This window comes from Specibacter sp. BI4 (assembly GCF_056680095.1).
Window position 1 is genome coordinate 4,120,357 of sequence record NZ_CM155265.1, and the last position, 23,935, is coordinate 4,144,291.

General features: G+C 64.9%; 23 protein-coding genes and 1 tRNA gene. 13 read left to right on the forward strand and 11 right to left on the reverse strand.

Annotated elements, in window-relative coordinates; all coding sequences use genetic code 11:
* Positions 1–61: 61 nt before the first annotated feature.
* Positions 62–292, reverse strand: coding sequence for a hypothetical protein (locus tag AC1L6K_RS18640; protein ID WP_480950322.1), 231 nt, complete (start codon positions 290–292; stop codon positions 62–64).
* Between the two features lie 203 nt (positions 293–495).
* Between AC1L6K_RS18640 and AC1L6K_RS18645 the strand changes: the two genes are divergently transcribed.
* Positions 496–1,590 carry a VIT1/CCC1 transporter family protein gene (locus tag AC1L6K_RS18645; protein WP_480950323.1) on the forward strand — a complete coding sequence of 365 codons (1,095 nt, stop codon included), beginning with the start codon at positions 496–498 and terminating at the stop codon, positions 1,588–1,590.
* A gap of 41 nt (positions 1,591–1,631) precedes the next feature.
* Here the strand turns inward: AC1L6K_RS18645 and AC1L6K_RS18650 are convergent, their stop codons facing one another.
* Positions 1,632–2,759: an LOG family protein gene (locus tag AC1L6K_RS18650; protein WP_480950324.1), complete on the reverse strand. Its 1,128-nt coding sequence runs from the start codon at positions 2,757–2,759 to the stop codon at positions 1,632–1,634.
* Between the two features lie 136 nt (positions 2,760–2,895).
* Between AC1L6K_RS18650 and AC1L6K_RS18655 the strand changes: the two genes are divergently transcribed.
* Positions 2,896–3,204, forward strand: coding sequence for a rhodanese-like domain-containing protein (locus AC1L6K_RS18655; RefSeq protein ID WP_480950325.1), 309 nt, complete (start codon positions 2,896–2,898; stop codon positions 3,202–3,204).
* A 19-nt stretch (positions 3,205–3,223) separates the two neighbouring features.
* Here AC1L6K_RS18655 and AC1L6K_RS18660 read toward each other — a convergent pair whose 3' ends face one another.
* The gene (locus tag AC1L6K_RS18660) at positions 3,224–4,051 is read right to left on the reverse strand and encodes an aldo/keto reductase (protein WP_480950326.1); all 828 of its coding nucleotides are present in this window, start codon (positions 4,049–4,051) and stop codon (positions 3,224–3,226) included.
* Positions 4,052–4,110: 59 nt separating this feature from the next.
* Positions 4,111–5,328, reverse strand: a complete 1,218-nt coding sequence (locus AC1L6K_RS18665; RefSeq protein ID WP_480950327.1) for an MFS transporter — start codon at positions 5,326–5,328, stop codon at positions 4,111–4,113.
* Between the two features lie 147 nt (positions 5,329–5,475).
* Between AC1L6K_RS18665 and AC1L6K_RS18670 the strand changes: the two genes are divergently transcribed.
* Complete coding sequence (locus AC1L6K_RS18670; protein ID WP_480950328.1) at positions 5,476–5,937, forward strand: MarR family winged helix-turn-helix transcriptional regulator; 462 nt, start codon at positions 5,476–5,478, stop codon at positions 5,935–5,937.
* Between the two features lie 269 nt (positions 5,938–6,206).
* Here the strand turns inward: AC1L6K_RS18670 and sucD are convergent, their stop codons facing one another.
* The 5 genes from sucD to AC1L6K_RS18695 all read right to left on the reverse strand — a co-directional run bounded on the left by sucD (position 6,207) and on the right by AC1L6K_RS18695 (position 13,110).
* Positions 6,207–7,109, reverse strand: coding sequence for a succinate--CoA ligase subunit alpha (sucD, locus tag AC1L6K_RS18675; RefSeq protein ID WP_480950329.1), 903 nt, complete (start codon positions 7,107–7,109; stop codon positions 6,207–6,209).
* Positions 7,110–7,123: 14 nt separating this feature from the next.
* Positions 7,124–8,293: an ADP-forming succinate--CoA ligase subunit beta gene (gene sucC, locus AC1L6K_RS18680; RefSeq protein WP_480950330.1), complete on the reverse strand. Its 1,170-nt coding sequence runs from the start codon at positions 8,291–8,293 to the stop codon at positions 7,124–7,126.
* 235 nt (positions 8,294–8,528) lie between these two features.
* Entirely contained in the window at positions 8,529–9,266 is a 738-nt protein-coding gene (locus tag AC1L6K_RS18685) for a hypothetical protein (protein WP_480950331.1), read from the reverse strand.
* A gap of 3 nt (positions 9,267–9,269) precedes the next feature.
* Positions 9,270–11,849: a DNA helicase PcrA gene (gene pcrA, locus AC1L6K_RS18690; protein WP_480950332.1), complete on the reverse strand. Its 2,580-nt coding sequence runs from the start codon at positions 11,847–11,849 to the stop codon at positions 9,270–9,272.
* A 412-nt stretch (positions 11,850–12,261) separates the two neighbouring features.
* Complete coding sequence (locus AC1L6K_RS18695; protein ID WP_480950333.1) at positions 12,262–13,110, reverse strand: inositol monophosphatase family protein; 849 nt, start codon at positions 13,108–13,110, stop codon at positions 12,262–12,264.
* 32 nt (positions 13,111–13,142) lie between these two features.
* Here AC1L6K_RS18695 and AC1L6K_RS18700 point away from each other — a divergent pair, with 32 nt between their 5' ends.
* From AC1L6K_RS18700 to AC1L6K_RS18730, 7 genes are all read left to right on the forward strand, one after another.
* Positions 13,143–13,769, forward strand: a complete 627-nt coding sequence (locus AC1L6K_RS18700) for a hypothetical protein (protein ID WP_480950334.1) — start codon at positions 13,143–13,145, stop codon at positions 13,767–13,769.
* Positions 13,770–13,850: 81 nt separating this feature from the next.
* Positions 13,851–13,922, forward strand: a tRNA-Arg gene (locus AC1L6K_RS18705).
* Positions 13,923–13,997: 75 nt separating this feature from the next.
* A complete protein-coding gene (rarD, locus tag AC1L6K_RS18710; protein ID WP_480950335.1) occupies positions 13,998–14,930 on the forward strand; it encodes an EamA family transporter RarD in 933 nt (310 codons plus the stop codon).
* Positions 14,931–14,985: 55 nt separating this feature from the next.
* Positions 14,986–15,321 (forward strand): YnfA family protein, encoded by a 336-nt coding sequence (locus AC1L6K_RS18715; RefSeq protein WP_480950336.1) that lies wholly within the window; start codon positions 14,986–14,988, stop codon positions 15,319–15,321.
* 175 nt (positions 15,322–15,496) lie between these two features.
* Positions 15,497–16,534 (forward strand): SPFH domain-containing protein, encoded by a 1,038-nt coding sequence (locus AC1L6K_RS18720; protein ID WP_480950337.1) that lies wholly within the window; start codon positions 15,497–15,499, stop codon positions 16,532–16,534.
* A gap of 4 nt (positions 16,535–16,538) precedes the next feature.
* A complete protein-coding gene (locus AC1L6K_RS18725; protein ID WP_480950338.1) occupies positions 16,539–17,432 on the forward strand; it encodes a diacylglycerol kinase catalytic domain-containing protein in 894 nt (297 codons plus the stop codon).
* Between the two features lie 57 nt (positions 17,433–17,489).
* Positions 17,490–17,897: an NUDIX hydrolase gene (locus AC1L6K_RS18730; RefSeq protein ID WP_480950339.1), complete on the forward strand. Its 408-nt coding sequence runs from the start codon at positions 17,490–17,492 to the stop codon at positions 17,895–17,897.
* Positions 17,898–18,015: 118 nt separating this feature from the next.
* Here AC1L6K_RS18730 and AC1L6K_RS18735 read toward each other — a convergent pair whose 3' ends face one another.
* Positions 18,016–19,191 (reverse strand): M20 metallopeptidase family protein, encoded by a 1,176-nt coding sequence (locus tag AC1L6K_RS18735; protein ID WP_480950340.1) that lies wholly within the window; start codon positions 19,189–19,191, stop codon positions 18,016–18,018.
* A 104-nt stretch (positions 19,192–19,295) separates the two neighbouring features.
* Positions 19,296–21,197: an ABC transporter ATP-binding protein gene (locus AC1L6K_RS18740; RefSeq protein ID WP_480950341.1), complete on the reverse strand. Its 1,902-nt coding sequence runs from the start codon at positions 21,195–21,197 to the stop codon at positions 19,296–19,298.
* 387 nt (positions 21,198–21,584) lie between these two features.
* On the opposite strand from AC1L6K_RS18740, the gene AC1L6K_RS18745 reads away from it, so the two are divergent.
* The 3 genes from AC1L6K_RS18745 to AC1L6K_RS18755 are packed head-to-tail and all read left to right on the forward strand — an operon-like array spanning position 21,585 to position 23,933.
* Positions 21,585–22,394, forward strand: a complete 810-nt coding sequence (locus AC1L6K_RS18745) for an amino acid ABC transporter substrate-binding protein (RefSeq protein WP_480950342.1) — start codon at positions 21,585–21,587, stop codon at positions 22,392–22,394.
* A gap of 59 nt (positions 22,395–22,453) precedes the next feature.
* Complete coding sequence (locus AC1L6K_RS18750; protein WP_480950343.1) at positions 22,454–23,113, forward strand: amino acid ABC transporter permease; 660 nt, start codon at positions 22,454–22,456, stop codon at positions 23,111–23,113.
* Entirely contained in the window at positions 23,100–23,933 is an 834-nt protein-coding gene (locus tag AC1L6K_RS18755; protein WP_480950344.1) for an amino acid ABC transporter ATP-binding protein, read from the forward strand. Before AC1L6K_RS18750 ends, AC1L6K_RS18755 begins: the two co-directional genes overlap by 14 nt.
* Positions 23,934–23,935: the final 2 nt, after the last annotated feature.

Consider the following 23,935-nt stretch of genomic DNA (forward strand, 5'->3'; position numbering starts at 1 on the left):
CCGCGGCAGGGCACGGACGGCACCCGCGGCAAGGCACGGCCGGGGACCGCGACTGCTTGCATCAGTGCTGCGGCCGGCTGGCAGCTTTCTTTCTAGCTGCCGCACTGGTGGAAGCCCAGGTGGCACCCAGCACCGCAGCGGTGCTGGAGGCCATGACCAGCATGCCCGCGTTTCCCTTGACGAGTCCGGCAATGAACAGAGCCACCATGCAGGCGATTCCCATGGCCATGCCGATCCGCATGACGCGGGTGGCGTAGTAGTCGTGGGTCTTGGTCTGTTGCGTGGTGGCCATGGGGTTCTCCTCGGTTGAAACATCTTGTTGGGTTGAAGCAATGACACAACTCTACGCAAGTACTTTCCATTGCGTCAAGTACTTTCTCAATGTTTCTTTTGGTTGAATTTTCCGGTGCGCCGAAACTTTTTCACTAGGAGCCCCAGCCGAAAAACCGCATGAATCCGCGCTACAGTAAGGGCTGACTTTGAGGAGCAACCCCAGTGCCTGAACGAATTCCCACACCGGCAGAGATTAAGCGGTGGCGCCAATACCTGGCCGATGAACGCGCCGAAGCCTCGGTCTACCGGGACTTGGCGAAACGCCGCGACGGCGAAGAGCACGACATCCTGATGGCCCTGGCAGCAGCTGAAGGACGCCACGAACAACACTGGCTGGACCTGCTCGGTGACCATGCAGGGCCGCGCGTGCGGCCATCATCGCGCAACCGGCTTCTAGGGCTGCTGGCCCGACGCTTCGGCTCCGTGTTTGTGCTGGCACTGGCGCAGCGTTCGGAGTCCAGGTCCCCGTATGCCACCGATGATGATGCCACCGACGCCATGGCCGCTGATGAATCCATCCACGAGGAGGTGGTTCGCGGGCTGTCCGCCAGGGGCCGCAACCGGCTCTCCGGTTCCTTCCGGGCCGCCGTCTTTGGCGCCAACGACGGCCTCGTCAGCAACCTTTCCCTGGTCATGGGCATGGCGGCCACAGGCGTTGGCAGCCAGGTGGTGTTGTTCAGCGGCATCGCCGGCCTGCTGGCAGGGGCGCTGTCGATGGCTGCCGGGGAGTTTGTTTCAGTGCGTTCCCAGCGCGAATTGCTTGACGCCTCGCAGCCGACCCGGATCACACTGTCCGCAGCTCCTTCGCTCGACCTGAAAAACAACGAACTTGTCCTTGTTTATTTGGCGCGCGGCATGTCCCGCGGGGCGGCCGAGCACCGGGCAGCCGAGCGCCTGGGACAATTTACCTGCGATTGCGACCCCAGCTTGTCGCTGCAGTCGGAAAACTTTGAATCTCCCGGTGAGCTTGAAACCCTTGGCACGGCGTGGGGCGCAGCAAGCTCCAGTTTCAGCTTCTTTGCCTCCGGTGCCATCATCCCGATCATCCCGTTCCTGTTCGGCATGACAGGGATCGGAGCCCTGGTGCTTGCCTGCGCCCTGGTCGGCTTGGCATTGCTGGGCACGGGCGCCGTCGTTGGCTTGCTGTCCGGGGCATCCCCGCTGTGGCGCGGCTTACGGCAGCTGGCCATCGGCATGGGTGCCGCCGCCGCAACGTACCTTTTGGGCCTGCTCTTTGGCGGCGTGGTCGGCGGCTAACAACCCGCTCATCGAGTGGACCTGCTATTTTGCTGGCAGGCTCAGCCGTGGTTTCCCGCGAGGAGCCCGCAGACCTCGTCCACGGAATCCACCAGGTGCACGAAATCGTCCATGGCCCGCCCGGCAGCCAGTGTCTTCAGCAGCGGCAGCACGGGCATCTCAACCTCCCAGTATTTCCTGCCGACCAGCACCATGGGCGCCACCGCCCCATCGGCCGCGTAGTAGTTCTCGCAGGCGTCCTGAAAGATCTCCTGCACCGTGCCGGCGGCTCCGGGCAGAAAGACTATCCCGCCACGCGAGCGGTCCAGCAGGATGGCCTCGCGCAGGGAATTGGTGAAAAATTTGGCGATCTGTGTGGAAAAGACATTGGGTGGCTCGTGGCCGTAAAACCAGGTGGGGACCCCCAGCGTGTCTGCCCCCGCGGGATACTCCTCAAGCACCCTGTACGCAGCCCTCCCCCACTCGGTGACCGAGGGGCGGAAGCCGGGGACGGCTGCCAAGGTGAGCAGGGCACTTTCGAGGGTCCCGGCGTCGTACGGGGAAAGGTACGCGCCCAGATTGGCGGCCTCCATGGCACCGGGACCGCCGCCCGTCGCCACCAGGAATCCGGCCTTGGTCAGGGTCCGGCCCAGCGCGGCGGCCTGGGCATACTGGGCGCTCCCCCGTGCCGCGGCATGACCTCCCATGACCCCCACCACCGGCCCGTGCGCCTGCGTCAGGAAATCATCGAGGGCGTCGGATATGGCACGGTCGTGCATGGCGGTTGCCAGTGTCGCGTGCAGGGCGGGGGCGTGGCCGGCCTGCATGGTCCACTGGTAAATTTTGGCATCCGGCACGTTTTCGTATTCTTCGGCAGCAATCCCGGCAAAGAGCTCGGCGCCCGTGTAGAGGTGGCCGCGGTAGGCATCGAAGGGAATGTGCGGCAGCGGCGGGAAGATCAAGGCGCCCCGGCCGCGCAGCAGGTCCTCGGTGCCTGCGTCGAAGGTGCAGCCCATGAAAATGGCGCCGGAGGTGTGCAGCGCGGCCAGATCCGCCGACCGCCCGCGCAGGTCCACCGACTGGAAGTGCCAGCCGTGCATGGATTTGGCACCGCCGGCCACCAACCGGTCAAAATGGTCGAGGTCTTCAATTTCAATGTCGCGGGCGTGGGGTGCCAGGGGTGCGTTCACGCCTCCAGCCTAGGCCAGGACCGGGAAATCTCCCGCGGCGGCACAGGCTGTGGCGAATCGCGCTTAGTCTGGAAGTGACACGTTCATGTTCGACGCCGGCCCCGGCCACGCGCCAACCCCACCTTCAGGAGCACCCATGCAGGAGATCACCGCAGCCGACATCTTGGCCGCAGACCCGGATGTGCAAATCATCGACGTCCGCGAAGCCCCGGAGCTGGCCACCGGCATGATCGAGGATGCCGTCCACATTCCCTCCGGCTCGGTGCTGGAGCGTGCAGGCGAGCTGGACAAGTCGCGGCGCGTCATTGCCGTCTGCCACGGCGGAGGGCGCAGCGGCCGGGTCGCCGAAGCCTTGACCGGGCTGGGGTTCAATGCCGACACCCTCGTTGGCGGCATGAGCGGGTGGGAGGCCCAGGGCCTGCCCACGGTTCCCCCGCAGCAGTAACTGCCCAAGCCGTCCGATATCAGCCATTGAACTGCGCCGGGTTGGGGCCCGTGCGGCCGTCACGCTCGAGCGCATCCAGTGCAGCAAGTTCGGCGGCGGACAGCTCAAAGTCGAGGATGTCCAGGTTCTCGGCCATGCGCGAGGGGGTGACGGACTTGGGGATGATGATGCGCCCCTGCTGCAGGTGCCAGCGCAAGATGACCTGGGCTGGGGTGCGTCCGTGCGCTGCGGCAATGGCCAGCACCGCCGGATCGGTCAAGACGGCACCCTGCGCCAGCGGGCTCCACGCCTCAGTGGCAATGCCGTTCGCTGCATTGAACGCGGTTATGTCCCGCTGTTGCAGCGCCGGGTGGTTCTCGACCTGGTTCACGGCCGGGACGGTTCCGCCCAGGGCAATGAGCCGCTCAAGGTGTTCGGGCAGGAAGTTGGAGACGCCGATGGCACGCACCCGCCCGGCCGCCGCGAGTCCTTCCAGGGCCTGCCACGATTCCAGGTACGCGTCCGTTGCCGGAGCGGGCCAGTGGATCAGGTACAAATCGAGGTAGTCCAGGCCCAGCTTGGCCAGGCTGTCCGCATACGCAGCCAGTGTTGCCTCGCGGCCCAGGTCCGCGATCCACACCTTTGAGGTGATGAACAGCTCGTCGCGCGCCAGTCCCGAGGCCGCAATGGCCCGGCCCACGCCCTCCTCGTTGCCGTAGACGGCAGCCGTGTCGATGCTGCGGTAGCCTGCTGCCAGCGCAGCTGTCACGGCCTGTTCGGTTTCGTGGTTCGGGACCTGAAAGACGCCAAAGCCGAGCTGCGGCATGGCCACACCGTTGTTCAACGTGATGGTGGGAATGGAAGTCATGGGGGTTCTCCTTATGGGGATGATGTGGTGTTGATGGTGGAAAAGTGTGGCCCGGGCGCTCACGCCTGGGTAGGCACAGGGGTTTTCTGTGCGGGAAGTTCGACGGCGGTTGGCAGCTTGGTTTCCTTGGCCGCCAGTTTCCGCCCGTCGGCCGCCGCGAAGGCCATCACGACGATGGCCAGCAATGTGAGCCCGGCACCGGCCCAGATGGGTGAGGTATAGCCAAGCCCTGCCGTGATGGTGACGCCACCGAGCCAGGCACCCACCGCGTTGCCAAGGTTGAACGCCCCGATGTTGGCACCGGAGGCCAGTGTTGGGGCGGCCGCAGCATATTTCATGACCCGCATCTGCAAGCCCGGAACGGTGGCGAACCCAAACCCGCCCATGAGGAACAGGGAGGCGATGGTCATCGGCTGGTTGGCGGCAGTGAGTGCGAACAGGGCGAGAACGACCAGCAGGGCCGACAGGACGATCAAGAGCGTCTTGTCCACGTTCTTGTCTGCGGCCTTGCCGCCGAGCGTGTTGCCGATGAACAGGCCCACGCCGAAGAGGATGAGCAGCCACGGCACGGTGGTGGCAGCGAAGCCCGTCACGTCTGTCAGCGTAAAGGCAATGTAGGTGAATGCACCAAACATGCCGCCATAGCCAAGCACTGTGACCGAGATGGACAGCCACACCTGGCGGGACTTGAAGGCCCGCAGTTCCCCGCGCAATCCGGCTCCGCGTTCATGGTGGAGATTCGGGACTAGGGCCAGGATGCCAATCAGCGAGATCACGCCGATGGCCGTGATGGCCCAGAACGTGGAACGCCACCCGGCATGCTGGCCCAGCAATGTTCCAAAGGGTACGCCCAGCACGTTGGCGGCCGTCAGCCCGGTGAACATGATGGCGATGGCGCCGGCCTTCCTGCTCGGGGCCACCATGTCGGCTGCCACGACGGCACCAATGCCAAAGAACGCTCCGTGACAGAGGGCGGCGATGATGCGCCCGATCATCATGGTGGTGTAGTCCGGCGCCATGGCGGAAATCAGGTTTCCCACAATAAAGAGGACCATCAGGCCGGCGAGTACGGGCTTCCGCGGAAGCCGGGTCACGGCCGCCGTCAGGAAGAGCGCACCAATGACGACGCTCAGGGCGTATCCGGAGATCAACCAGCCGGCGGCGGCCTCGCTGACCTGGAAATCTGCGGCGACGTCAGGGAGCAACCCCATGATGACAAATTCGGTGAGTCCGATGCCGAACCCGCCAAGTGCCAATGCGATCAGGCCGAGAGGCATGATTCTCCTTCAAAGACTTGGGAATGTGAAATAAGCAGCGTAAGCTCATAGTTGCAGGCGCTTCATAAATTGTTGCACACGCAAGTACCCCGCGCAAGCAACTAGTTTGTTTTGTGCCGCACCACACATGTCACGAAAGGACTGACCATGGGCATCAGGGACGACGCCGTTGAAATTCGCGCCCAGGGCTGGCGGACACTTGCCGCCCTCCACGGACTGATTGAAAACAGCATGGAGAAGGCGCTGCAAAGCACCGCCCAGCTTTCCGTGGTGGAGTATACGGTCCTCGACGCCCTGAACCGACAGGACGGCTGGCACATGCGGATGCAACAGCTGGGCCGTGCCACAGCCTTGAGCCCCAGCGCAACCACACGGCTTGTCAATCGCCTGGAAGACCGCGGGCTGCTCACGCGCATCCTGTGCGCTGACGACCGTCGCGGCATCTACACCGAGCTGACAGCTGCCGGATCAGCACTGCTGGACGGCGCCCGGCCCGTCCACGACGAAGCCCTGGAGTGTGCCTTGGCCGAGGCCGCAGCCCTGCCCGAGCTGGCACCGCTGGTCACAGCGCTCCCCCAGCTCCACGCCGTCGTGCCTGCCAGCCATTAGCCAGGCAGCGGCTCAACCGCGGCTGCCCTTTTCGTTTTCTGAAAATTCCGCGCAGAGTTCAGGCTGAACTTGGCGCCCGGTGACACCAGGCGCCAAGTTGGTGGCCAACTCCGCGCCGGGTGACCGCCAGGCTCCCCGCGGGCAGGCGGGCCGGCCGCCCAGGCCGGGACGCGCCGTCGTGCCTGGCCGTTGGAATCAAAACACAAAAAGCGCGGCCGCCCCACTGAAAAACAGTGGAGCGGCCGCGCTTTTACGCTTCTAAAGAAGACTTACAGTGCTGCGAAAACTTCGCGCAGCAGTGTTGCGGTCTCGGAAGGCGTCTTGCCAACCTTGACACCGGCGGCCTCGAGGGCTTCCTTCTTGGCCTGGGCCGTGCCTGCGGAGCCGGAGACGATGGCGCCGGCGTGGCCCATGGTCTTGCCCTCAGGAGCGGTGAAGCCGGCAACGTAGCCAACAACGGGCTTCGTGACGTGGGCCTTGATGTACTCGGCTGCGCGCTCTTCAGCGTCGCCACCAATTTCACCAATCATGACGATGGCCTTGGTTTCCGGGTCAGCCTCGAACGCAGCAAGGGCGTCGATGTGCGTGGTGCCGATGACGGGGTCGCCACCGATGCCGATCGCGGTGGAGAAGCCCAGGTCGCGCAGCTCGAACATCATCTGGTAGGTCAGGGTGCCGGACTTGGAGACCAAGCCGATCGGGCCCTTCTGGGTGATGTTGTTCGGCGTGATGCCAACCAATGCTTCGCCGGGGGTGATGATGCCGGGGCAGTTCGGCCCGATGATGCGGGTGATCTGCTTGCCGTCGTCATCTACCTTGGACTGGGCCAGTGCCCAGAACTCGGCAGCGTCCTGAACCGGCACGCCTTCGGTGATGACAACAACCAGCGGAACGCCGGCTTCGATGGCCTCAACGACGGCGTCCTTGGTGAAGGCCGGCGGAACGAACACGATGGAGACGTCGGCGCCGGTTTCGGCAACAGCCTCGGTCACGGTGCCGTACACGGGCAGTTCAACGTCGCCGTGAACAACCGTGGTGCCGGCCTTGCGTGCGTTCACGCCGCCAACTACCTGGGTGCCGGCCTTGAGCATCAGTGCTGTGTGCTTGGTGCCTTCGCCGCCGGTGATGCCCTGGACGATGACCTTTGAATCTTTGTTCAAGAAGATGGACATAAGTTTCTAAACCTCTACTTCGAAGCGTTGGCGAGTTCGGCAGCCTTGTCGGCGCCCTCGTCCATCGTGGCGGCCAGGGTGACCAACGGGTGGTTGGCTTCGTTGAGAATGCGGCGGCCCTCTTCAACATTGTTGCCGTCGAGGCGGACAACCAGCGGCTTGTTGGCGGCTGAGCCCAGCTCTGCCAGTGCGCCGACGATGCCCTTGGCAACTGCGTCACAGGCGGTGATGCCGCCGAAGACGTTCACGAACACGCTCTTGACCTGGGGGTCGTTGAGGATGACGTCCAAACCAGCGGCCATGACCTCTGCGGATGCTCCACCGCCGATGTCCAGGAAGTTGGCGGGCTTGACGCCGCCATGGTTTTCGCCGGCGTAGGCAACAACATCCAGCGTGGACATAACCAAACCGGCACCGTTGCCGATGACACCAACTTCGCCGTCGAGCTTGACGTAGTTCAGGTCCGCAGCCTTGGCCTTGGCCTCCAACGGGTCAGCCGCAGCAGCGTCTTCGAGTTCCAGGTGGTGCGGGTGGCGGAAGTCGGCGTTCTCATCGAGTGAGACCTTGCCGTCCAGGGCCACAATGTCGCCCGCGCCGGTCAGAACCAGCGGGTTGACCTCAACGAGGGTGGCGTCTTCCTTGACGAAGACGTCCCACAGCTTGATGATCGTGGCGGCAACCTTCGGGGCCAGTTCGGCGCTGAAGCCTGCGGTGGCGACGATTTCGTCTGCCTTGGCCGCATCGATGCCAACGGCCGGATCAACGGCGACGCGGGCCAGGGCCTCGGGGCGCTCGACTGCAAGCTCCTCGATCTCCATGCCGCCTTCCACCGAGCACATGGCCAGGTAGTTGCGGTTGGCACGGTCCAGCAGCACCGAGAAGTAGAACTCCTCGGCAATGTCGGCACCCTGGGCAATCATGACCGTGTTGACGGTGTGGCCCTTGATGTCCATGCCCAGAATATCGGTGGCGTATCCGAACGCCTCATCAGCGGTTTTGGCTACCTTGACGCCGCCGGCTTTGCCGCGGCCACCAACCTTTACCTGTGCCTTGACGACTGTGACGCCGCCAATCTTTTCGGCTGCTGCCTTTGCTTCTTCAGGGGTTCGCGCCACGATGCCGGCCAACACGGGTACGCCGTGAGCCTCAAACATGTCGCGCGCCTGGTATTCAAACAGGTCCACGGATTTGTGTCCTTCTACGTCGAAGAGTGATCTTGCGGGGCGTTGACCCCGTTTCACACATTACCGCTTCGAGGCAAAAGCACATATTTGGCATCTTGGCCACTGCCATGGCCAGTTATTCGGCTCACAATTGCCGTCCCTTGACGCACGACGGCGTGGCCCTCCTCGCACTGTCGGCGCCCCCGCCGCCGGGGTTGCATCAGGTCCGGCGTGGGCGCCAGAAGCGTGCCGGTGGTTATGCCGGCGCGCTGGCGGGTGCGGGCTCTTTTGGCTTGGCTGTTTTCTCCGCGGCCTGCTCCGGGCCGAACAGTTCGTACTTCTCCGCCGAGACGAAGAAGCCGGCCCCGTTGGCCAGGTTGGCGCAGGCAACGCCGTCGTCCAGTGGCGCGCAGCGGTAGCCCCCGGCGTCCATGGCCTGCCCCGGCGCCAGTACCGGGATGTTCGCCATTGTCTCGTTCATCGTTCCGCCGGCGCCAAAGGCCGCTTCAACGGCGGTGACACCCGCCCGGCAGCCACCATAGCTGGCCTGGTCGGGAGTGAGCAGGACTGTGCCGCCAAGGTAGCCGATGTTGGTGCCGGCGCAGCTGTCCCTGACATCGGCAGCCTTGACCCCCGGGTAGCCGGCAAGCTCGCAGTTCACCACGGGGATGAGGGCCGCTGCTGCGTTGGAGCTGTCGGCAAAACTATTGGGCTCCCACGGATGGTTGACATTTCCCGCCCTCGAGGAGGTGAAAACGCAGGCAATGTTGCGTGAATCCGTCACAAACTGCGGCAGTTCCTCGGAACTGCCGTCGTCGGTTGGTTTCTCGACAGGCGTTGCCTTGATCCTGTCGACGTAGCTCTGCGGCGTGCTGGAGCTTTGCGTGGCGGTGGGCTGCCCGCCGCCCGCGGGCACAGTGATGCATCCGGAAAGCGCTGCAGTGAGCGCAACGGCGAGCAGGGCTGCAGCGGCGCCGCGGCGTGTGGAACCCACAGGCTAGCCCTCCACCTTCACCAAGGGCGCGTAGCGCAGCAGAAGGCGTTTTTCGCCAATGTCGAAGCGCACCTTGGCCACTGACTTGTCTCCTGCACCAGTCACTTCCAGCACCGTGCCGTTGCCAAAGCTCGTGTGGTTGACCTTGTCGCCAACACTGACGGCAACAACTTCCTTTTGCGGCTGCACGCGGCCGACAGCCGCCCGCGCCGAAATGCTCGGCGGCAGCGCACCGGAATCGCGTCCGCCCACGGCCGAGCCGGCTCCCCAGGACGACCCCGAATACCGGCTGGCGCCAAAGTCCCCGCCCACGGGCGCCACCCGCGGGGTGCCCTCACGCTTCCACTCAATGAGCTCGGCCGGGACCTCGGCAATGAACTGGCTGGCCGGGTTGTACTGGTTTTGGCCCCACATGCTGCGCATTTCCGAACGGGTCAGGTACAGCCGCTTGCGTGCACGGGTCAGCCCCACATACGCCAGCCGCCGCTCCTCGGCGAGCTCCTTCGGATCGGTTGCGGAGCGTGAGTGCGGGAACAAGCCGTGCTCCATCCCCGTCAGGAACACCACGGGAAATTCAAGGCCCTTGGCCGTGTGGAGCGTCATAAGTGTCACCACGCCGAGCCGCTTGGCCTCGGCCACGGCTGCTGCCGCCTCGGCTTCGGAGCCGCCCGGTGCGTCCGGGATCTGGTCGGCGTCAGCCACCAGCGAGACTTGTTCAAGGAACTCCCCCAACGTCCCGTCCGGATTTTCCTGGCCAAATTCACGCACGACGGCGAGAAGTTCAGCCAGGTTTTCCACGCGCGACTCATCCTGCGGATCGGTGCTCTTGCGCAGTGTTTCCAGGTAGCCGGTCTGTTCAAGGACGGCTTCCAGTGCGGTGGCGGGGGTGGCCGTTGCAGCCACCTCGCCCAGGTCCGACATCATTTTGGCGAAGGTGTTCACGGCATTGAGCGAGCGTGAGGCGATGCCGGGGGCTTCCCCTGCCCGGGCCATGGCGGCCGAGAAGGATATCCGCTCCCGCTCCGCCAGCGCTGCCACGGCGCCTTCTGCGCGGTCGCCAATCCCGCGCTTTGGTTCGTTGAGAATCCTGCGCATGTTGACGTCGTCGTCCGGGTTGACGAGGGCGCGCAGGTAAGCGAGGGCGTCCTTGATTTCCTTGCGCTCGTAGAAGCGGGTGCCGCCAACCACGCGGTACGGGAGCCCGACACGGACCAGGATGTCCTCGATGGCGCGGGACTGGGCGTTGGTGCGATAGAAAATGGCGACATCGCCGGGGCGCAGGTCTGTTTCGTCCTGGAGCCGGTCGATCTCCTTGGCGATGAACCGGGCTTCCTCGTGTTCGGATTCGGCCACGTAGCCGACGATCTTTTCGCCGTCGCCCTCCGCCGTCCACAGCCGCTTTTCACGGCGGTTGGGGTTGCGGGAGATCACCGCGTTGGCGGCGCTGAGGATGTTCTGGGTGGAACGGTAGTTTTGTTCCAGCTTGATGGTGTCAGCGCTGGGGTAGTCCTGCTCAAACTCGACAATGTTGCGGATGTCGGCGCCGCGGAAGGCGTAAATTGACTGGTCGGAGTCGCCGACGACTGTCAGTTCCGCAGGCGCGACGGCGGCAGGGTCGGCCTGGTTGCCGCCGGCGTCGGTTCCCACGATTTCCCGCACCAGGGCGTACTGGGCGTGGTTGGTGTCCTGGTACTCGTCCACCAAAACGTGCCGGAAGCGTCGCCTGTAGTAGTCGGCCACGCCGGGGAAGGCGCGGAACATGTACACGGTCTGGGCAATCAGGTCGTCAAAGTCCATGGCGTTGGCCTGGCGCAGGCGCTGCGCATAGCCCTTGTACACCTCGGCGACGGCGGCGGCGAAGGGTTCGTTGAAATTGGTGCTGAGTGAGTTCTCTTCTTCGTCGATCAGCTCATTCTTCAGCGCCGAAATCTTGTGCATGATGGCCTTGGGCGCGAACTTCTTTGGATCCAGGTCCAGGCCCTTGGACACCAAGGTGATGAGCCGCAGCGAATCGGCGGAGTCGTAAATGGAGAAGTTGGAGTTGAGCCCGATCGTCTTGGCCTCGCGGCGCAAAATCCGCACGCACGACGAGTGGAACGTGGATATCCACATGCTTTTGGCTGCGTCGCCAATGAGCGCCTCGATGCGTTCACGCATTTCAGCGGCGGCCTTGTTGGTGAAGGTGATGGCCAGGATTTGGCCGGGATGGGCCTGCCCGGTGGCCAGCAAATAGGCGATCCGGTGGCTGAGCACGCGGGTCTTGCCCGAGCCGGCGCCTGCCACAATCAGCAGCGGCGCACCTGTGTGCACGACGGCGGCTTCCTGCTGCGGGTTCATGCCTTCAAGCAGTTCGGCCGGATCCGGCCAGCGCCGGGCCGAGCTGATGCCCTGCTCCCTCGAGGGGGCGCCGCCGCCCTGGCCGTCACCAGGTGTGGGGCCGCTGCCGGGGGTCGGGCCGCTGCCGAATTCGGGCGCGTCAGCTCCCGGATCGTCCTGCTCAAAAGGCTGCCAGACGGGCAGCCCGGCGCCTGAACTGAGCGTGGGTTTGGGCTTTTGGGGGTAAGGGTCAAACAACATATCCATGGTGCAATCCAGTGTAGTTCGCCCCGCTGACATTCCCCACGCCCCGCCCGAATGCGTGGCTAGCCGCGCCTGTGGGGCCGCGGTGGCTCCCCGGCCGTCCGGGCTGGCTGGCGCGAGAACCCCGGGCGGCTGGTGTGGCCTTTCGCCGCCGGTACGGACAAATATCCTGGCTCCGGGGGCCGCTGTGGTCATTCGCTCATGGCCGGCCGGGCTCGAATAACCACAGCGGCCCCCGCTCCGCCAAAAGGTGATCAGCCGTGCAGAAAACGCCGCTTCCAGCCACTGACGCAGTGCTGAGTGAGCAGTTCGTGCCCCTGAAACGCAGTCGGGGTCGTATCCGCGGCCACAAGTGCGTGGTCGTGAACACGAAGTCACGAACGCGCGGAGGGCTGCCGCTCCCGCGTTGCAGCGGCTAGGACGGGAGGGAACCCTGTTCCAGGGCCGCCGCCAGCTGCGCCACCGCACCGGCCGGGCCGGCCACGAACCAGTCCAAATCATTGACCCGCACGACGGCGGTGTCCCCGCCGGCCGCCCGTACGATCCCCTTGCCGGGGAGCCAGTCCCAGGACGGGCAGCTGTGCTGGAACCAGGCGCCCAGCTCGCCCTGGGCCACCCGTGAGAGGTCGCAGGATCCGGAACCCATCATGCGCAAGGTGGCTGGCAGGACGGCTGCGCCCTGCCACGGCACGGCTGCCCGGGGCTCGGCCAGCCAGCCCGGGTGGATGTACGTTCCGGCCGACAGCCGGCCAATGTCATTTCCGGCAGCCACGCTGATCGGCTGGCCGTTGAGCGTGGCAGGGCAGGTGGTTCCACCCATCCACAGCTTGTCTTCCTCAGGCTGGTACACCGCGCCAAGCAGCACCTCGGCGTCGGTGAGCGGGTCCGCCGTCGTGCCTGGATCCTTGGCTGGTGCGGCCAGGGCCAATGCCGCGCACCAGTAGGTGGAGCCGGCGGCAAAGTTGTATGTTCCGTCGACCGGGTCGATGACCCAGCAGCGGCCGGAGGTGCCTTCGTGTCCGGCACCCTCCTCGCCCAGGATGGAGTCGTCGGGCCGGGCCGCACGCAATTCTTCGAACAGATATTGTTCCGCGGCGAAGTCGGCGGCCGTGGCGAAATCGGCGACCCCGCCCTTGACGTGGCTGCCGGCGCGGAGCTCTGCCAGGCCGCCGGCACGTATCGACCGGGCCAGGGATCCTGCCGCGCGCAGCAGTTTCGCCGCCAATTCGCTGTCGGTGGGCGATGTGTTTGTTTGGGTTGCCATGGGTCCAGCCTAATCCGGACGATAATGGATCCATGGCTAAAACTCCCGCCCAACGCGCGGCAAAACATGGCAAGGGTGCCACACCCCCCAGCATTCCCGTGGTCAACACCAGCACCGGGCGCTCCCCGCAGAAGGCGCAGGGCAACGCCAGCCTGATCCTGATCGTCGGCGCCGTGGCCAGCCTGCTCTTGTTTTGGTACTTCCACATGCTGACGCTGCAGCAAATGACTGATCTTTCCGATGGGCTGGCCATGCCGCAGTCGATGGTCTTTGGTTTTGACGTGGCGCATGTCGAGGCGCTGCGTTCCGCCATGGACGCCGACGCCCTGGGCCAGTTGAACTATGTGCAAAAGACGGCAGGGACCTTGTTCGCACTGGTTTTCGCCTTCACGGGCGTGACCATGATCGCTGTGAACGTCGCCAAAAAGGCTGTCCGCTGGGTCTTGTGGATATTGCCGATCGCCTTTGCCGGCATCTCGCTGTGGGCCAACGCGGCCATTGACTCCATGTTGGGTGCCGAAACCTTGAACGAGGGTTCCGTGTCACTGGCCTCCGCACTGGTCTCCGCCAGTTGGCTGCTGCTGGTGCTCACACTGGTCGGCATCGGTGTGGCACTGTTTGCCGGCCGGACGAAAAAGGCCGCCCCGGTTCAGGACTGACGCCTTCCGCCGGGACGGCAGTCCTGGAGGACGGGCCCTCGTTTTTTCCTTGGATGCCAGTTCCGCTAGGCTGGGTGACGCGCCTCTGTAGTCCAATGGATAAGACGGCCCTCTCCTAAAGGGCAAATCCGGGTTCGATCCCCGGCGGGGGCACTTTTCCTGCCCGCATGCGGGTGCGCCGGCCAGTGACAGGCATTCATCGGTTTCTGGACAGTGAAGGAAGGACCAATGGCACCGCACAATGGCCCGGCCCCCGCGTCCGCTTCGCAAGCCCACACAGCCGGGCGCGGAGTCGCCGTTTCCGTGACCGGCTCTCTGCTTTTCGCCGTCATTTTCCTCATCGCAGGCCTGCTGCCGGGCTGGGGCGCCGAGGAAATCTTCGGCTGGCGCGTACTGCTCACCCTTGTCACGCTTGGCTGCATCCTGCCCTTCATGGCCTGGGGCCGCGCCGAGATCCGTGCGGTGGCTGTGCGGGTCCGACGTCGTCCATCCCTGGCATTGCTGGGGGTGTTTGCCGCCGGGCTCGTGGGCGTCCAGCTGTGGCTGTTCATGTGGGCGCCGTTGAACGAGATGGCACTTTCGGTGTCCTTCGGCTATTTTCTGCTGCCGCTGAGCATGGTCGTGGTGGGGCGGGTGTTCTTCGCCGACAAGCTCAGTCCCCTGCGGAAACTCGCTGTTGGCGCCGCCGCCCTGGGGGTGGCGCACGAAGCGTTTTCCGCCAGCGGACTGGCGTGGCCCACGCTCGTGGTGTGCCTGGGCTACCCCGTATATTTTGTGTTGCGGCGCAAGATCGGATTCGACAATTTGGCGGCTTTTGCCGGTGAGCTCGTGGTCCTGCTGCCTGTTGGCCTCTACTTCATCGCGGTGGGACCGCATGGCTTGACCTCCGGCGGGCCCGTCGACACCGAGGGGATCTGGGCGACCTGGTCGATCGGCATCCTTGGCGGCATCGCCATGGCCCTGTACCTGCTGGCGAGCAAATGGCTGCCGCTGTCGTTGTTCGGGCTGCTGGGATATGTCGAACCGGTGCTGCTGGTGGGCGTGTCCGTCTTTCTCGGCGAAACCCTTGGCTGGTCCGCACTGCTGACGTACGGGCCCATCCTGTTGGCGCTGGTGTTCCTGGGCGTCGACAGCCGGCGCAGCGCCCCGCCCAAGCCCTAGCCACTGGCGATGACGCATTGTGAGCGTGGGGCCGGCGGCAGGAGATGATGGACCCATGAGCATTGCAAAAACCATCATCTTGTTCGCCTTGGCGGCTGTGGCCGAAATTGGCGGCGCATGGCTTATCTGGCAAGCGGTGCGCGAGGACAAGGCGTGGTGGTGGGCAGGGCTCGGCATTGTGGCCCTCGGCGCATATGGCTTCATTGCCGCGATGCAATCCGACGCGAACTTTGGCCGGGTGCTGGCCGCCTACGGCGGAGTGTTCATTGCCGGTTCCCTGATCTGGGGCATGATTGTCGACAAGTTCACCCCCGACCGCTGGGACGTCATCGGCGCGGTGGTGGCCCTTGCGGGTGTCAGCATCATCATGTTCGCCCCGCGGGCCGCCTAGTCCGCGCCGTCAGATCTGCCGACAACGATTCCTCGACGGGAAAGAAGACAGCCCGCGGGAGAAGTAGTGCTCAACTCCCAACCCGGATCCTTTATTATCAAGTTGACAATAAGTGATGGCGGCCCCTACGCTCAAGTTACCGCCACAACGGCGGGTACATACGGAGGAGCACCCCATGGCCACCATCAAGCGATACCCCTGGATCAACCACTTCCTCGGCAGCCCCACCGGATATGTCATTCACCTGCAGAAGGGCAAGGTCCGCCACCAGGGCGTTGGCCAGGCATTCTGGTTCCGGCCGGCCGCTTCGGTGTTGAGTGAAGTGCCAGTGAATGACCAGGAACTGCCCACACTCTTCCATGCCATCACCCGCGACCACCAGGACGTCAGCGTCCAGGCCAATGTGACCTACCGGTTCAGCGATCCGGTCTCGGTTGCCAGCCGCCTCGATTTTGCCCTCCAGCGCGGCGGGGCGGCAACCACCGCAGGATCCGAGCAGGTGGCCACGATCATCGGCCAACTGTGCCAAAGCCACGCGATCGACCAGATCGCCGCCACCACGCTGGCCCAGTCGCTGGAGCGCGGGGTCAGCGAACTGCGCACGCTCTTGACTGGTGCACTGCAGGCGGATGCCCGGCTGCAGTCAACAGGCATTGAGATCCTGGGCGTGCAGGTCCTGGCGGTTCGGCCCGAGTCCGACGTCGAGCGCGCCCTGCAGACGCCCGTCCGCGAGCACCTCCAAGCCGAGGCCGACAAGGCGGTCTACGAACGTCGGGCGGTCGCCGTCGAACGGGAACGGACCATCTCGGAGAATGAGATGGCCAGCCAGATTGAGCTGGCAGCCCGCCGCGAGCAGCTGGTCTCCCAGGAAGGCGCCAACGCCCGGCGGGAGGCTGAGGAACAGGCAGCGGCCGGCCTCATCCGGGCCCAGTCCGATGCCGAGCGCCAGGGCATCGCCGCCACGGCCGAGGCCAATCAAATGATGCTGGTGGGCGAGGCAGCCGCAGCCCGGGAAGCAGCCACCATGGCCGTCTACAAGGACATGGAACAGGCCACCTTGCTGGCGCTGGCATTCCGCGAAGCCGCCGCGTCGCTGCCCAACATCAACAACTTGACCATCACCCCGGATCTGCTCAGCGGGGCCCTGTCAGGCTTGTTCCAATCACCGGGCACAGCCGCCGGGACGACCGCCCTGCCCGCTTCAGGACGCTAGCACCATGGCTGCTCCCCGCCTCGTAATCGTCCACCGCCGCACCGAGTTCCAGGAACTGCTCGACCGGCACGCCACAGCCGGGCAGGCGGAGTTTTTCCTCCGCAGCCGGGGCAGAACCCTCCAGCCCGTCCAGACCCAGCATGAGGTCATCCTTGCCGCGCTGGACCGGATGAGGGCGGCGGTGCCCGCCGATTGGCGCCGCGCGGAAGTGGAGCGTGCCGATCTCAGCCGGTTCATGTTCACGGCCGACGACATCGTCGCCGTCGTTGGGCAGGACGGGCTTGTGGCCAACACGGCCAAATATCTCAGCGGCCAGCCCGTTCTGGGGGTCGATCCCGAACCCGGCGTGAATGCCGGAGTCTTGGTCAGGCACACCCCGGGCGGCGCCGCCAAGCTCTTGGCCCGGATCGCGGCCGAAGGCATTTCAGCACTGCGCTGCCAGGACCTGTCGATGGTCAGCGCCCGGCTCGATGACGGGCAGGAGTTGTGCGCCTTGAATGAAATCTTCATCGGCCACACCTCCCACCAATCCGCCCGCTACCAATTGACGACGCCGGATGGCCGCGTTGAGCGGCAATCGTCCTCCGGGCTGATTGTCTCCACCGGGACGGGCGCCACCGGCTGGTGCGCATCCATTGCCCTGGAACGCGGCGGACGCCCCCTCCCGGCACCGTCCGATCCCCGGCTGGCCTGGTTCGTCCGGGAAGCCTGGCCGTCGCCGGCCACTGGCGCCACGTTGACCGAAGGACTGCTGGAGGCCGGCGAGCCGCTGCGGCTCAGGGCGGCCTCCGACCAGCTGGTCATCTTTGGCGATGGGATCGAAAACGACCGCCTCACAGCCTCATGGGGGCAGGAAATCACCGTCCAGCTGGACCCCCGTCCGCTGCGCCTGATGTAGCCGCGGGCCGTACCTCTCCGGCCAGCCGCCGTCCGGCTCGGCTGTAGGATCGAAGGCGTGAAAAACATCCTCAGCGTCTCGGCCGTGTGCATTTACGATCAAGACGGCAGGCTGCTGACAGTCCGCAAACAAGGAACCAGCAAATTCATGCACCCCGGCGGCAAGCCGGAGCCCGGCGAATCCGCCGCCGAGGCAGGAGCCCGGGAGCTGTCCGAAGAGGTGGGCCTGGACATCGCCGCCGCAGACCTTGAACTCCTGGGCGTGTGGCACGGCACCGCCGCCAACGAAGCCAACACCGACATTGCAGCGACAGTGTTCACCGCGCCCGGGCGCTGGGACGCCGAGGCAATACGTCCGGCCGCCGAAATCGCCGAGCTGCGCTGGATGCAGCTGGATGCCGCCGCGGACTTTGACGACCTCGCCCCGCTCCTGACCGACTACGTCCTCCCCCGCCTCAGCAAATAGCCTGCCCCGACAAGGTGCGGCACGACTGAGCCCACGCCCGCAGGGTTCCTTGGCCGAGGAACGAGGTTGGCGAGCGGGTGGGGAGAACACCCGCCGTCGTCCATACAGTCCCTTGAAGTCAGCCTTCGTGCGGTCCGAGGTGGCTGTAGGCGAGCTGGGCGAGGGCCGCGGCCTGGTCGCCGAGGACGCCGTCGTCGAAAAGCACACGAGGCGAATGGTTGAACTCGGCGGTGGCCAGGTCCGTGCCCTCCGGCGAACAGCTCAGGAAAACAAACGTCCCGGGGACTTCCTGCAGCACGAGTGAGAAATCCTCAGACCCCATCAGGGCCACCCGTTCCTCGCCAAACTGCCCGCGCAACACCTTGATGGCGGCCCCGGCACTGTCGGCATCGTTGCTCGTCACCGGGTAGGTGACCACGAATTTCACGTCGGCGGTGCAACCGTGCGCGGTGGCAATGCCGTCGGCCAGCTGCTTGGATTCCGCGGCCAGCTTGTCCGTGGAGGCCTTGGACAGGGTGCGCACGGTGGCTCCCAGGGACGCCGATTCGGGGATGACATTGAGCCCCTCGCCGGCGGACAGCTGGGTTACCGAAATGATGACCGGATCAAAGGCGTTGAATTTCCGGGTCGCCATCGTCTGCAGGGCCGTGCCAATTTCCAGCAGTGCCGGGACGGGATCCTTGGCGGCGTGCGGCTGGGAGCCGTGGCCGCCAACCCCGTTGACGGTGATGTGCAGTTCGTTGGCTCCGGCCAGGATGGGGCCCGCCTTGGTCATGAAGACACCGTTGGGCCCCGGCCCCACATGGATGGCATAGGCGGCCACGGGCTTGTCACCGGTCGCTTCAAGAACACCCTCAGCCAGCATGACTCCGGCCCCGTTGTACCCTTCCTCGCCGGGCTGGAACATGAAGATGACCTTGCCGGCGAGCTCGTCGCGGCGGGCGGCCAGCAGGCGGGCGGCACCCACCAGGCCGGCCACGTGGAGATCGTGCCCGCAGGCGTGCATGTAATCGTTGGCAGAGGCATATTCAAGGCCCGTCAATTCCTTGACGGGCAGGGCGTCCATGTCCCCGCGCAGGAGGACGGTGGGCCCTTCCACGGCCCCGCGCAGCACAGCAACCACGGAGGTGGTTTCCGTGCCAAGCGTGATTTCCAGGTCCAGGCCGTCAAGGGCGGCAAGAACCTTGGCCTGTGTCCGGGGCAGGTCCAAGCCAATTTCCGGGTTGATGTGGAGGTCGCGGCGAATGGCCACCAAGTCCCCGAGAATTTCGGCTCCGGCTGCAATGAATGACATTTAGTACCTTTCAGGGGGGACAGAAAACACTGCTGTCACCACAGAAGATACATCTTAACAATTCCGTTTGGCTCCAGGCGGGGCCGTCCGGGCTGCTCGCAGTGTCAGTTGCCTTCGGGCACCTCAGCGTCAGCAACCGCGGCCACGGCCTGGGCAAACTGGGTGTCGTGCAGTTCCGCATACCGGCCCCCGCGCACGATCAGTTCGTCGTGGGTGCCGCGTTCCACAATGCGTCCGGCTTCGAGCACGAGGATGACGTCGGCCGAGCGGATGGTGGACAAGCGGTGCGCAATGACAAGCGCCGTCCGGCCTGCCAGCGCCTCGCCCAGGGCTGCTTGAACCGCCGCCTCATTCGTGGAGTCCAGGGCGGCCGTGGCCTCGTCAAGAATCACGACGGCGGGCTGCACCAGCAGCAGCCGGGCAATCGTCAGGCGCTGGCGTTCACCGCCGGAGAGCCGGTAGCCGCGCTCCCCCACCACGGTGTCGAGCCCGTCGGGCAGGGCCTCCGCGAACGCCGACAGCCGGGCGCGCTGGAGCACGTCCCAAATCTCGGCGTCGGTGGCATCCGGCTTGGCCAGCCGCAGGTTGGAACGGATCGATTCGTGGAACAGGTGCCCGTCCTGCGTCACCATCCCCACCCCAGTGCGAAGGCCGTCAAAGGACAGGTCCCGCACGTCAACGCCGCCGAGGCGGACGGTGCCGGAATCGACGTCGTACAGGCGGGACAAAAGTTGCGCAATGGTGGACTTGCCGGCACCGGAGGAACCCACCAGGGCGATGGTCTGGCCGGGTTCGGCGCGGAAGGAAATCCCGTGCAGCACTTCCTCGCCGCCGCGGGTGTCGAGCACGGCCACGTCCTCCAACGAGGCCAGCGAGACTTTGTCCGCGGACGGGTAGCCGAAGCGGACGTCGTTGAATTCCACTGTCAGCGGGCCGGGCGGCAGGGCTACGGTGGCGGGCTTTTCGGAGATCAGCGGTTTCAGGTCGAGAATCTCAAACACGCGGTCAAAGGAAACCAGCGCGCTCATGATGTCCACGCGGGCGTTGGCCAGGGCGGTGAGCGGGGCGTACAGGCGGGTCAACAGCAGGGCCAGCACGACGACGTCGCCCGCGTTGAGCGTGCCGGCGATGGCCAGCGCACCGCCGAGTCCGTAGACGAGCGCCAGGGCGAGCGAGGACACCAGCATCAGTGCCGTGAAGAACACGAACTGCATGATGGCGGTGCGCACGCCAATGTCGCGGACCCGGTTGGCGCGGGAGGCGAACTCGCGGGACTCGTCGGCGGGGCGGCCAAACAGCTTGACCAAGGTGGCGCCGGGGGCGGAGAAACGCTCGGTCATCTGTGTGCTCATGTCGGCGTTCAGGTCAGCGGCTTCACGCCGGAGCCCGGCAAGCCGCGTCCCGAAACGACGTGCGGGAAGCAGGAAGATCGGCAGCAGCACCAGCGCCAGCAGCGTCACCAGCCACGAGGTGTTCAGCATGACAATGAGCGTCAAAATCAGCTGCACAGAGTTCGACACAATGCCCGAGAGCGTGCCGGAGAACGCCTGCTGGGCGCCGATGACGTCGTTGTTGAGCCGGCTGACAAGGGCGCCGGTGCGGGTGCGGGTGAAAAACGCGATCGGCATGCGCTGGACATGGTCAAAGACCGCTGTGCGCAGGTCCAGGATGACGCCCTCGCCCAGGTTCGCCGAAATCCAGCGGATCACCAGCGACAGGCCCGCGTCCAGCACTGCCACGACGGCGATCAAAACCGCCAGCCGCACCACCACGTCCAGCGCGGTCTTCGCCACAATCGCGTTCACCACCTGCCCGGCGAGCACCGGCGTGGCCACCGCCAGCGAAGCGGACAGCACCGACAGCACCACGAAGATCAGCAGTTTGCGGTTGTAGGGTTTGGCAAAACGAATCGTCCGGCGAAGGGTGTCCTTGGAAATCCCGCCGCCGGACGTGTCCGAGCGCATTGTGCTCCAAAGTGAGCTCCAGGCCGCGCCTTCCATGCTCATGCGTGTGGTCCTTAATCGTTAAGAGGGCAAGCTACAAGCCTAATCGTCTTCCTCGGCCCAAGATATTCCCCAGCCGGCAATTTCGCTGCAGGCGCGTGTCCGGGCGCGTATTCCGCCTCCCCAGGCACGACGGCGGGCTGCCGCCGGCTTGCGCCGCCGGCCCACCCACGCGATCATTCCACCGCTTGCCGCCGGCCGGGTAGCCCACCTCAGGCCAGTGAGTCAAATCACCCGCTTAATAAGTGTGTCACATTGTGAAATATTCTCTCTTGTTTTGATGTTTGTGGATGGTAGCGTCCAACTATGGGTGCACCGCGACCCAACAACTTCGCGGCCCGGTGGGTCTTTCACGTCGATTGATCCTGCACAGCAAAGGAACCAGCAATCATGAATCGTCGCAACTTCGGAGTCGTTGGCCTGTTGGCAGCAGCAGCGTTGGTCCTGGCCGCATGTGGCGGCGGCACCGGCGACGACTCGTCTTCCGGCGGCGACACGTCCCTGAGCAGCGTCAAGGACGCCGGCGAGATCGTGTTCGCCACCGAAGGCACCTACAAGCCGTTCACCTTCCACGAAGGTGGTGCCGGCGAGCTCACCGGTTATGACGTTGAGGTGGCCAAGGCCGTCGCGGAAAAGCTGGGCGTCAAGGCCAAGTTTGAGGAAACCCAGTTTGATTCCATCTTTGCCGGGTTGGAGGCCAAGCGCTTTGACGCGATCGCCAACCAGGTGACGGTGAACCCCACACGCCAGGAAAAGTATGAACTTTCCACCCCCTACACGGTGTCCCATGGCGTGGTCGTGACAAAGGAGGACAACACCGAAATCTCCAGCGTCGAGGACCTCAAAGGAAAAACGACAGCCCAGTCCCTGACCAGCAATTGGTACACACTGGCGACCGAAAGCGGCGCCAAGGTTGAAGCCGTCGAGGGTTGGGCGCAGTCGGTGTCGCTACTCAAGGACGGCCGTGTCGACGCCATCGTCAACGACAAGCTCACGGTCCTTGACTACCTCAAAAATACGCCCGACTCGGGCCTGAAGATCGCCGCAACGACCACGGAATCCTCGGATTCATCGTTTGCCTTCCGCAAGGGCTCCACGGCGCTGAACGAGGCTGTCAACACCGCAGTGAAGGACCTGTCCGCCGACGGCACGCTGACCACGCTGAGTGAAAAGTACTTTGGCGAAGACTTCAGCAAGTAGTGCGGCGCGCCGCGCCGGGCAAGCAAACCGCCGTCGTGCCCGCAAGTTAGAGTTCAGCCATGGACTTTGATCTTTTTTGGAGTTCCCTGGGGCCCCTGCTTCTAGGCGCCGTCCAGGGCACCATCCCGCTGACCCTGGCATCGTTTGCGCTGGGGTTGGTGATTGCGCTGCTCATTGCGATGATGCGCATCAGTTCCAACAAACTGGCCAACGGCGTGGGGCGGGTCTACATCTCGCTCATCCGCGGCACTCCCCTCCTGGTGCAGTTGTTCGTCATTTTCTACGGGCTTCCGGCCATTGGCGTGAAGATAGATCCCTGGCCCAGCGCCATCATCGCCTTCTCCCTGAATGTGGGCGGCTATGCGGCCGAGGTGATCCGCGCCGCCATTCTCTCGGTCCCCCGCGGCCAGTGGGAGGCAGGCCACATGATCGGCATGTCCCGGAACCAGACGCTGCTGCGCATTATTTTGCCGCAGGCCGCCCGGGTCTCCGTGCCGCCGCTGTCCAACACGTTCATCTCACTGATCAAGGACACCTCCCTGGCCTCCTTGATCCTTGTCACCGAGATGTTCCGGGTCGCCCAGCAGGTTGCCGCGTTCAGCCAGGAGTTCATGCTGCTCTACCTTGAGGCGGCGCTGATTTACTGGGTGATCTGCTTGATCCTGTCGACCGCCCAAACCCGTGTGGAAAAGAGATTGGACCGCTATGTCGCCCACTGATTCCGTCCTGCATGAGCCGGTCCTGCAGCTTCGCGGCCTGACCAAGGCGTTCGGCACCAACACCGTGCTGCGCGGCATCGACCTCGACGTCCCCCGAGGCAAGGTCGTGGCGCTCATCGGCCCGTCCGGGTCGGGCAAGACAACCATCCTGCGTTCCCTCAACGGCCTGGAGATGCCCGACGCCGGGTCCGTCACGGTGGGTGCCCGCGACGCTTCCGCGGACAAGGTCCACGGCGCTGACGGGGCCCTGACGATTGACTTTGGCCAGGCTCCCGACTCCAAGAAGGGGCGCGCCCAGCAGCTTGCCGCCTTGCGCGACCGCAGCGCCATGGTGTTCCAGCATTACAATCTGTTCCCCCACATGACGGTGCTGCAAAACGTCATCGAGGGACCTGTGCAGGTGCAAAAGCGGCCCCGCGCCGAGGTCGTCGCGGAAGCTGAAAGGCTGCTGGCCCGGGTGGGGCTGCTGGAAAAGAAGGACGCCCACCCCTTTGAGCTCTCCGGCGGGCAGCAACAGCGCGTTGGCATTGTGCGGGCACTGGCGTTGAAGCCGCAGCTGCTGCTCTTTGATGAGCCCACCTCCTCCTTGGATCCGGAGCTGGTGGACGATGTCCTTGGCGTCATCAAGGAACTCGCCGACGAAGGCTGGACCATGGTGATCGTCACCCACGAGCTGGCTTTTGCCCGCCAGACGGCCGACGAGGTCGTGTTCATGGACGGCGGCGTCGTGGTTGAACGCGGACCGGCCAGCCAGGTGCTGCGCAATCCGAAGGAAAAACGCACCCAGGCGTTTGTGCGCCGGCTGCTGCACGAAATCTAGCC

What these genes read in the sequence shown, in the direction of transcription:
- AC1L6K_RS18720 (WP_480950337.1), top strand. Translation starts at nt 15,497, where the DNA reads ATGGCCACCATCAAGCGATACCCCTGGATCAACCACTTCCTCGGCAGC.
- AC1L6K_RS18660 (WP_480950326.1), bottom strand. Translation starts at nt 4,051, where the DNA reads ATGACTTCCATTCCCACCATCACGTTGAACAACGGTGTGGCCATGCCG.
- AC1L6K_RS18755 (WP_480950344.1), top strand. Translation starts at nt 23,100, where the DNA reads ATGTCGCCCACTGATTCCGTCCTGCATGAGCCGGTCCTGCAGCTTCGC.
- sucD (WP_480950329.1), bottom strand. Translation starts at nt 7,109, where the DNA reads ATGTCCATCTTCTTGAACAAAGATTCAAAGGTCATCGTCCAGGGCATC.
- AC1L6K_RS18745 (WP_480950342.1), top strand. Translation starts at nt 21,585, where the DNA reads ATGAATCGTCGCAACTTCGGAGTCGTTGGCCTGTTGGCAGCAGCAGCG.
- AC1L6K_RS18655 (WP_480950325.1), top strand. Translation starts at nt 2,896, where the DNA reads ATGCAGGAGATCACCGCAGCCGACATCTTGGCCGCAGACCCGGATGTG.
- rarD (WP_480950335.1), top strand. Translation starts at nt 13,998, where the DNA reads ATGGCACCGCACAATGGCCCGGCCCCCGCGTCCGCTTCGCAAGCCCAC.
- pcrA (WP_480950332.1), bottom strand. Translation starts at nt 11,849, where the DNA reads ATGGATATGTTGTTTGACCCTTACCCCCAAAAGCCCAAACCCACGCTC.
- AC1L6K_RS18740 (WP_480950341.1), bottom strand. Translation starts at nt 21,197, where the DNA reads ATGAGCATGGAAGGCGCGGCCTGGAGCTCACTTTGGAGCACAATGCGC.
- AC1L6K_RS18725 (WP_480950338.1), top strand. Translation starts at nt 16,539, where the DNA reads ATGGCTGCTCCCCGCCTCGTAATCGTCCACCGCCGCACCGAGTTCCAG.
- AC1L6K_RS18695 (WP_480950333.1), bottom strand. Translation starts at nt 13,110, where the DNA reads ATGGCAACCCAAACAAACACATCGCCCACCGACAGCGAATTGGCGGCG.
- AC1L6K_RS18640 (WP_480950322.1), bottom strand. Translation starts at nt 292, where the DNA reads ATGGCCACCACGCAACAGACCAAGACCCACGACTACTACGCCACCCGC.
- AC1L6K_RS18670 (WP_480950328.1), top strand. Translation starts at nt 5,476, where the DNA reads ATGGGCATCAGGGACGACGCCGTTGAAATTCGCGCCCAGGGCTGGCGG.
- AC1L6K_RS18665 (WP_480950327.1), bottom strand. Translation starts at nt 5,328, where the DNA reads ATGCCTCTCGGCCTGATCGCATTGGCACTTGGCGGGTTCGGCATCGGA.
- AC1L6K_RS18700 (WP_480950334.1), top strand. Translation starts at nt 13,143, where the DNA reads ATGGCTAAAACTCCCGCCCAACGCGCGGCAAAACATGGCAAGGGTGCC.
- AC1L6K_RS18735 (WP_480950340.1), bottom strand. Translation starts at nt 19,191, where the DNA reads ATGTCATTCATTGCAGCCGGAGCCGAAATTCTCGGGGACTTGGTGGCC.
- AC1L6K_RS18750 (WP_480950343.1), top strand. Translation starts at nt 22,454, where the DNA reads ATGGACTTTGATCTTTTTTGGAGTTCCCTGGGGCCCCTGCTTCTAGGC.
- AC1L6K_RS18715 (WP_480950336.1), top strand. Translation starts at nt 14,986, where the DNA reads ATGAGCATTGCAAAAACCATCATCTTGTTCGCCTTGGCGGCTGTGGCC.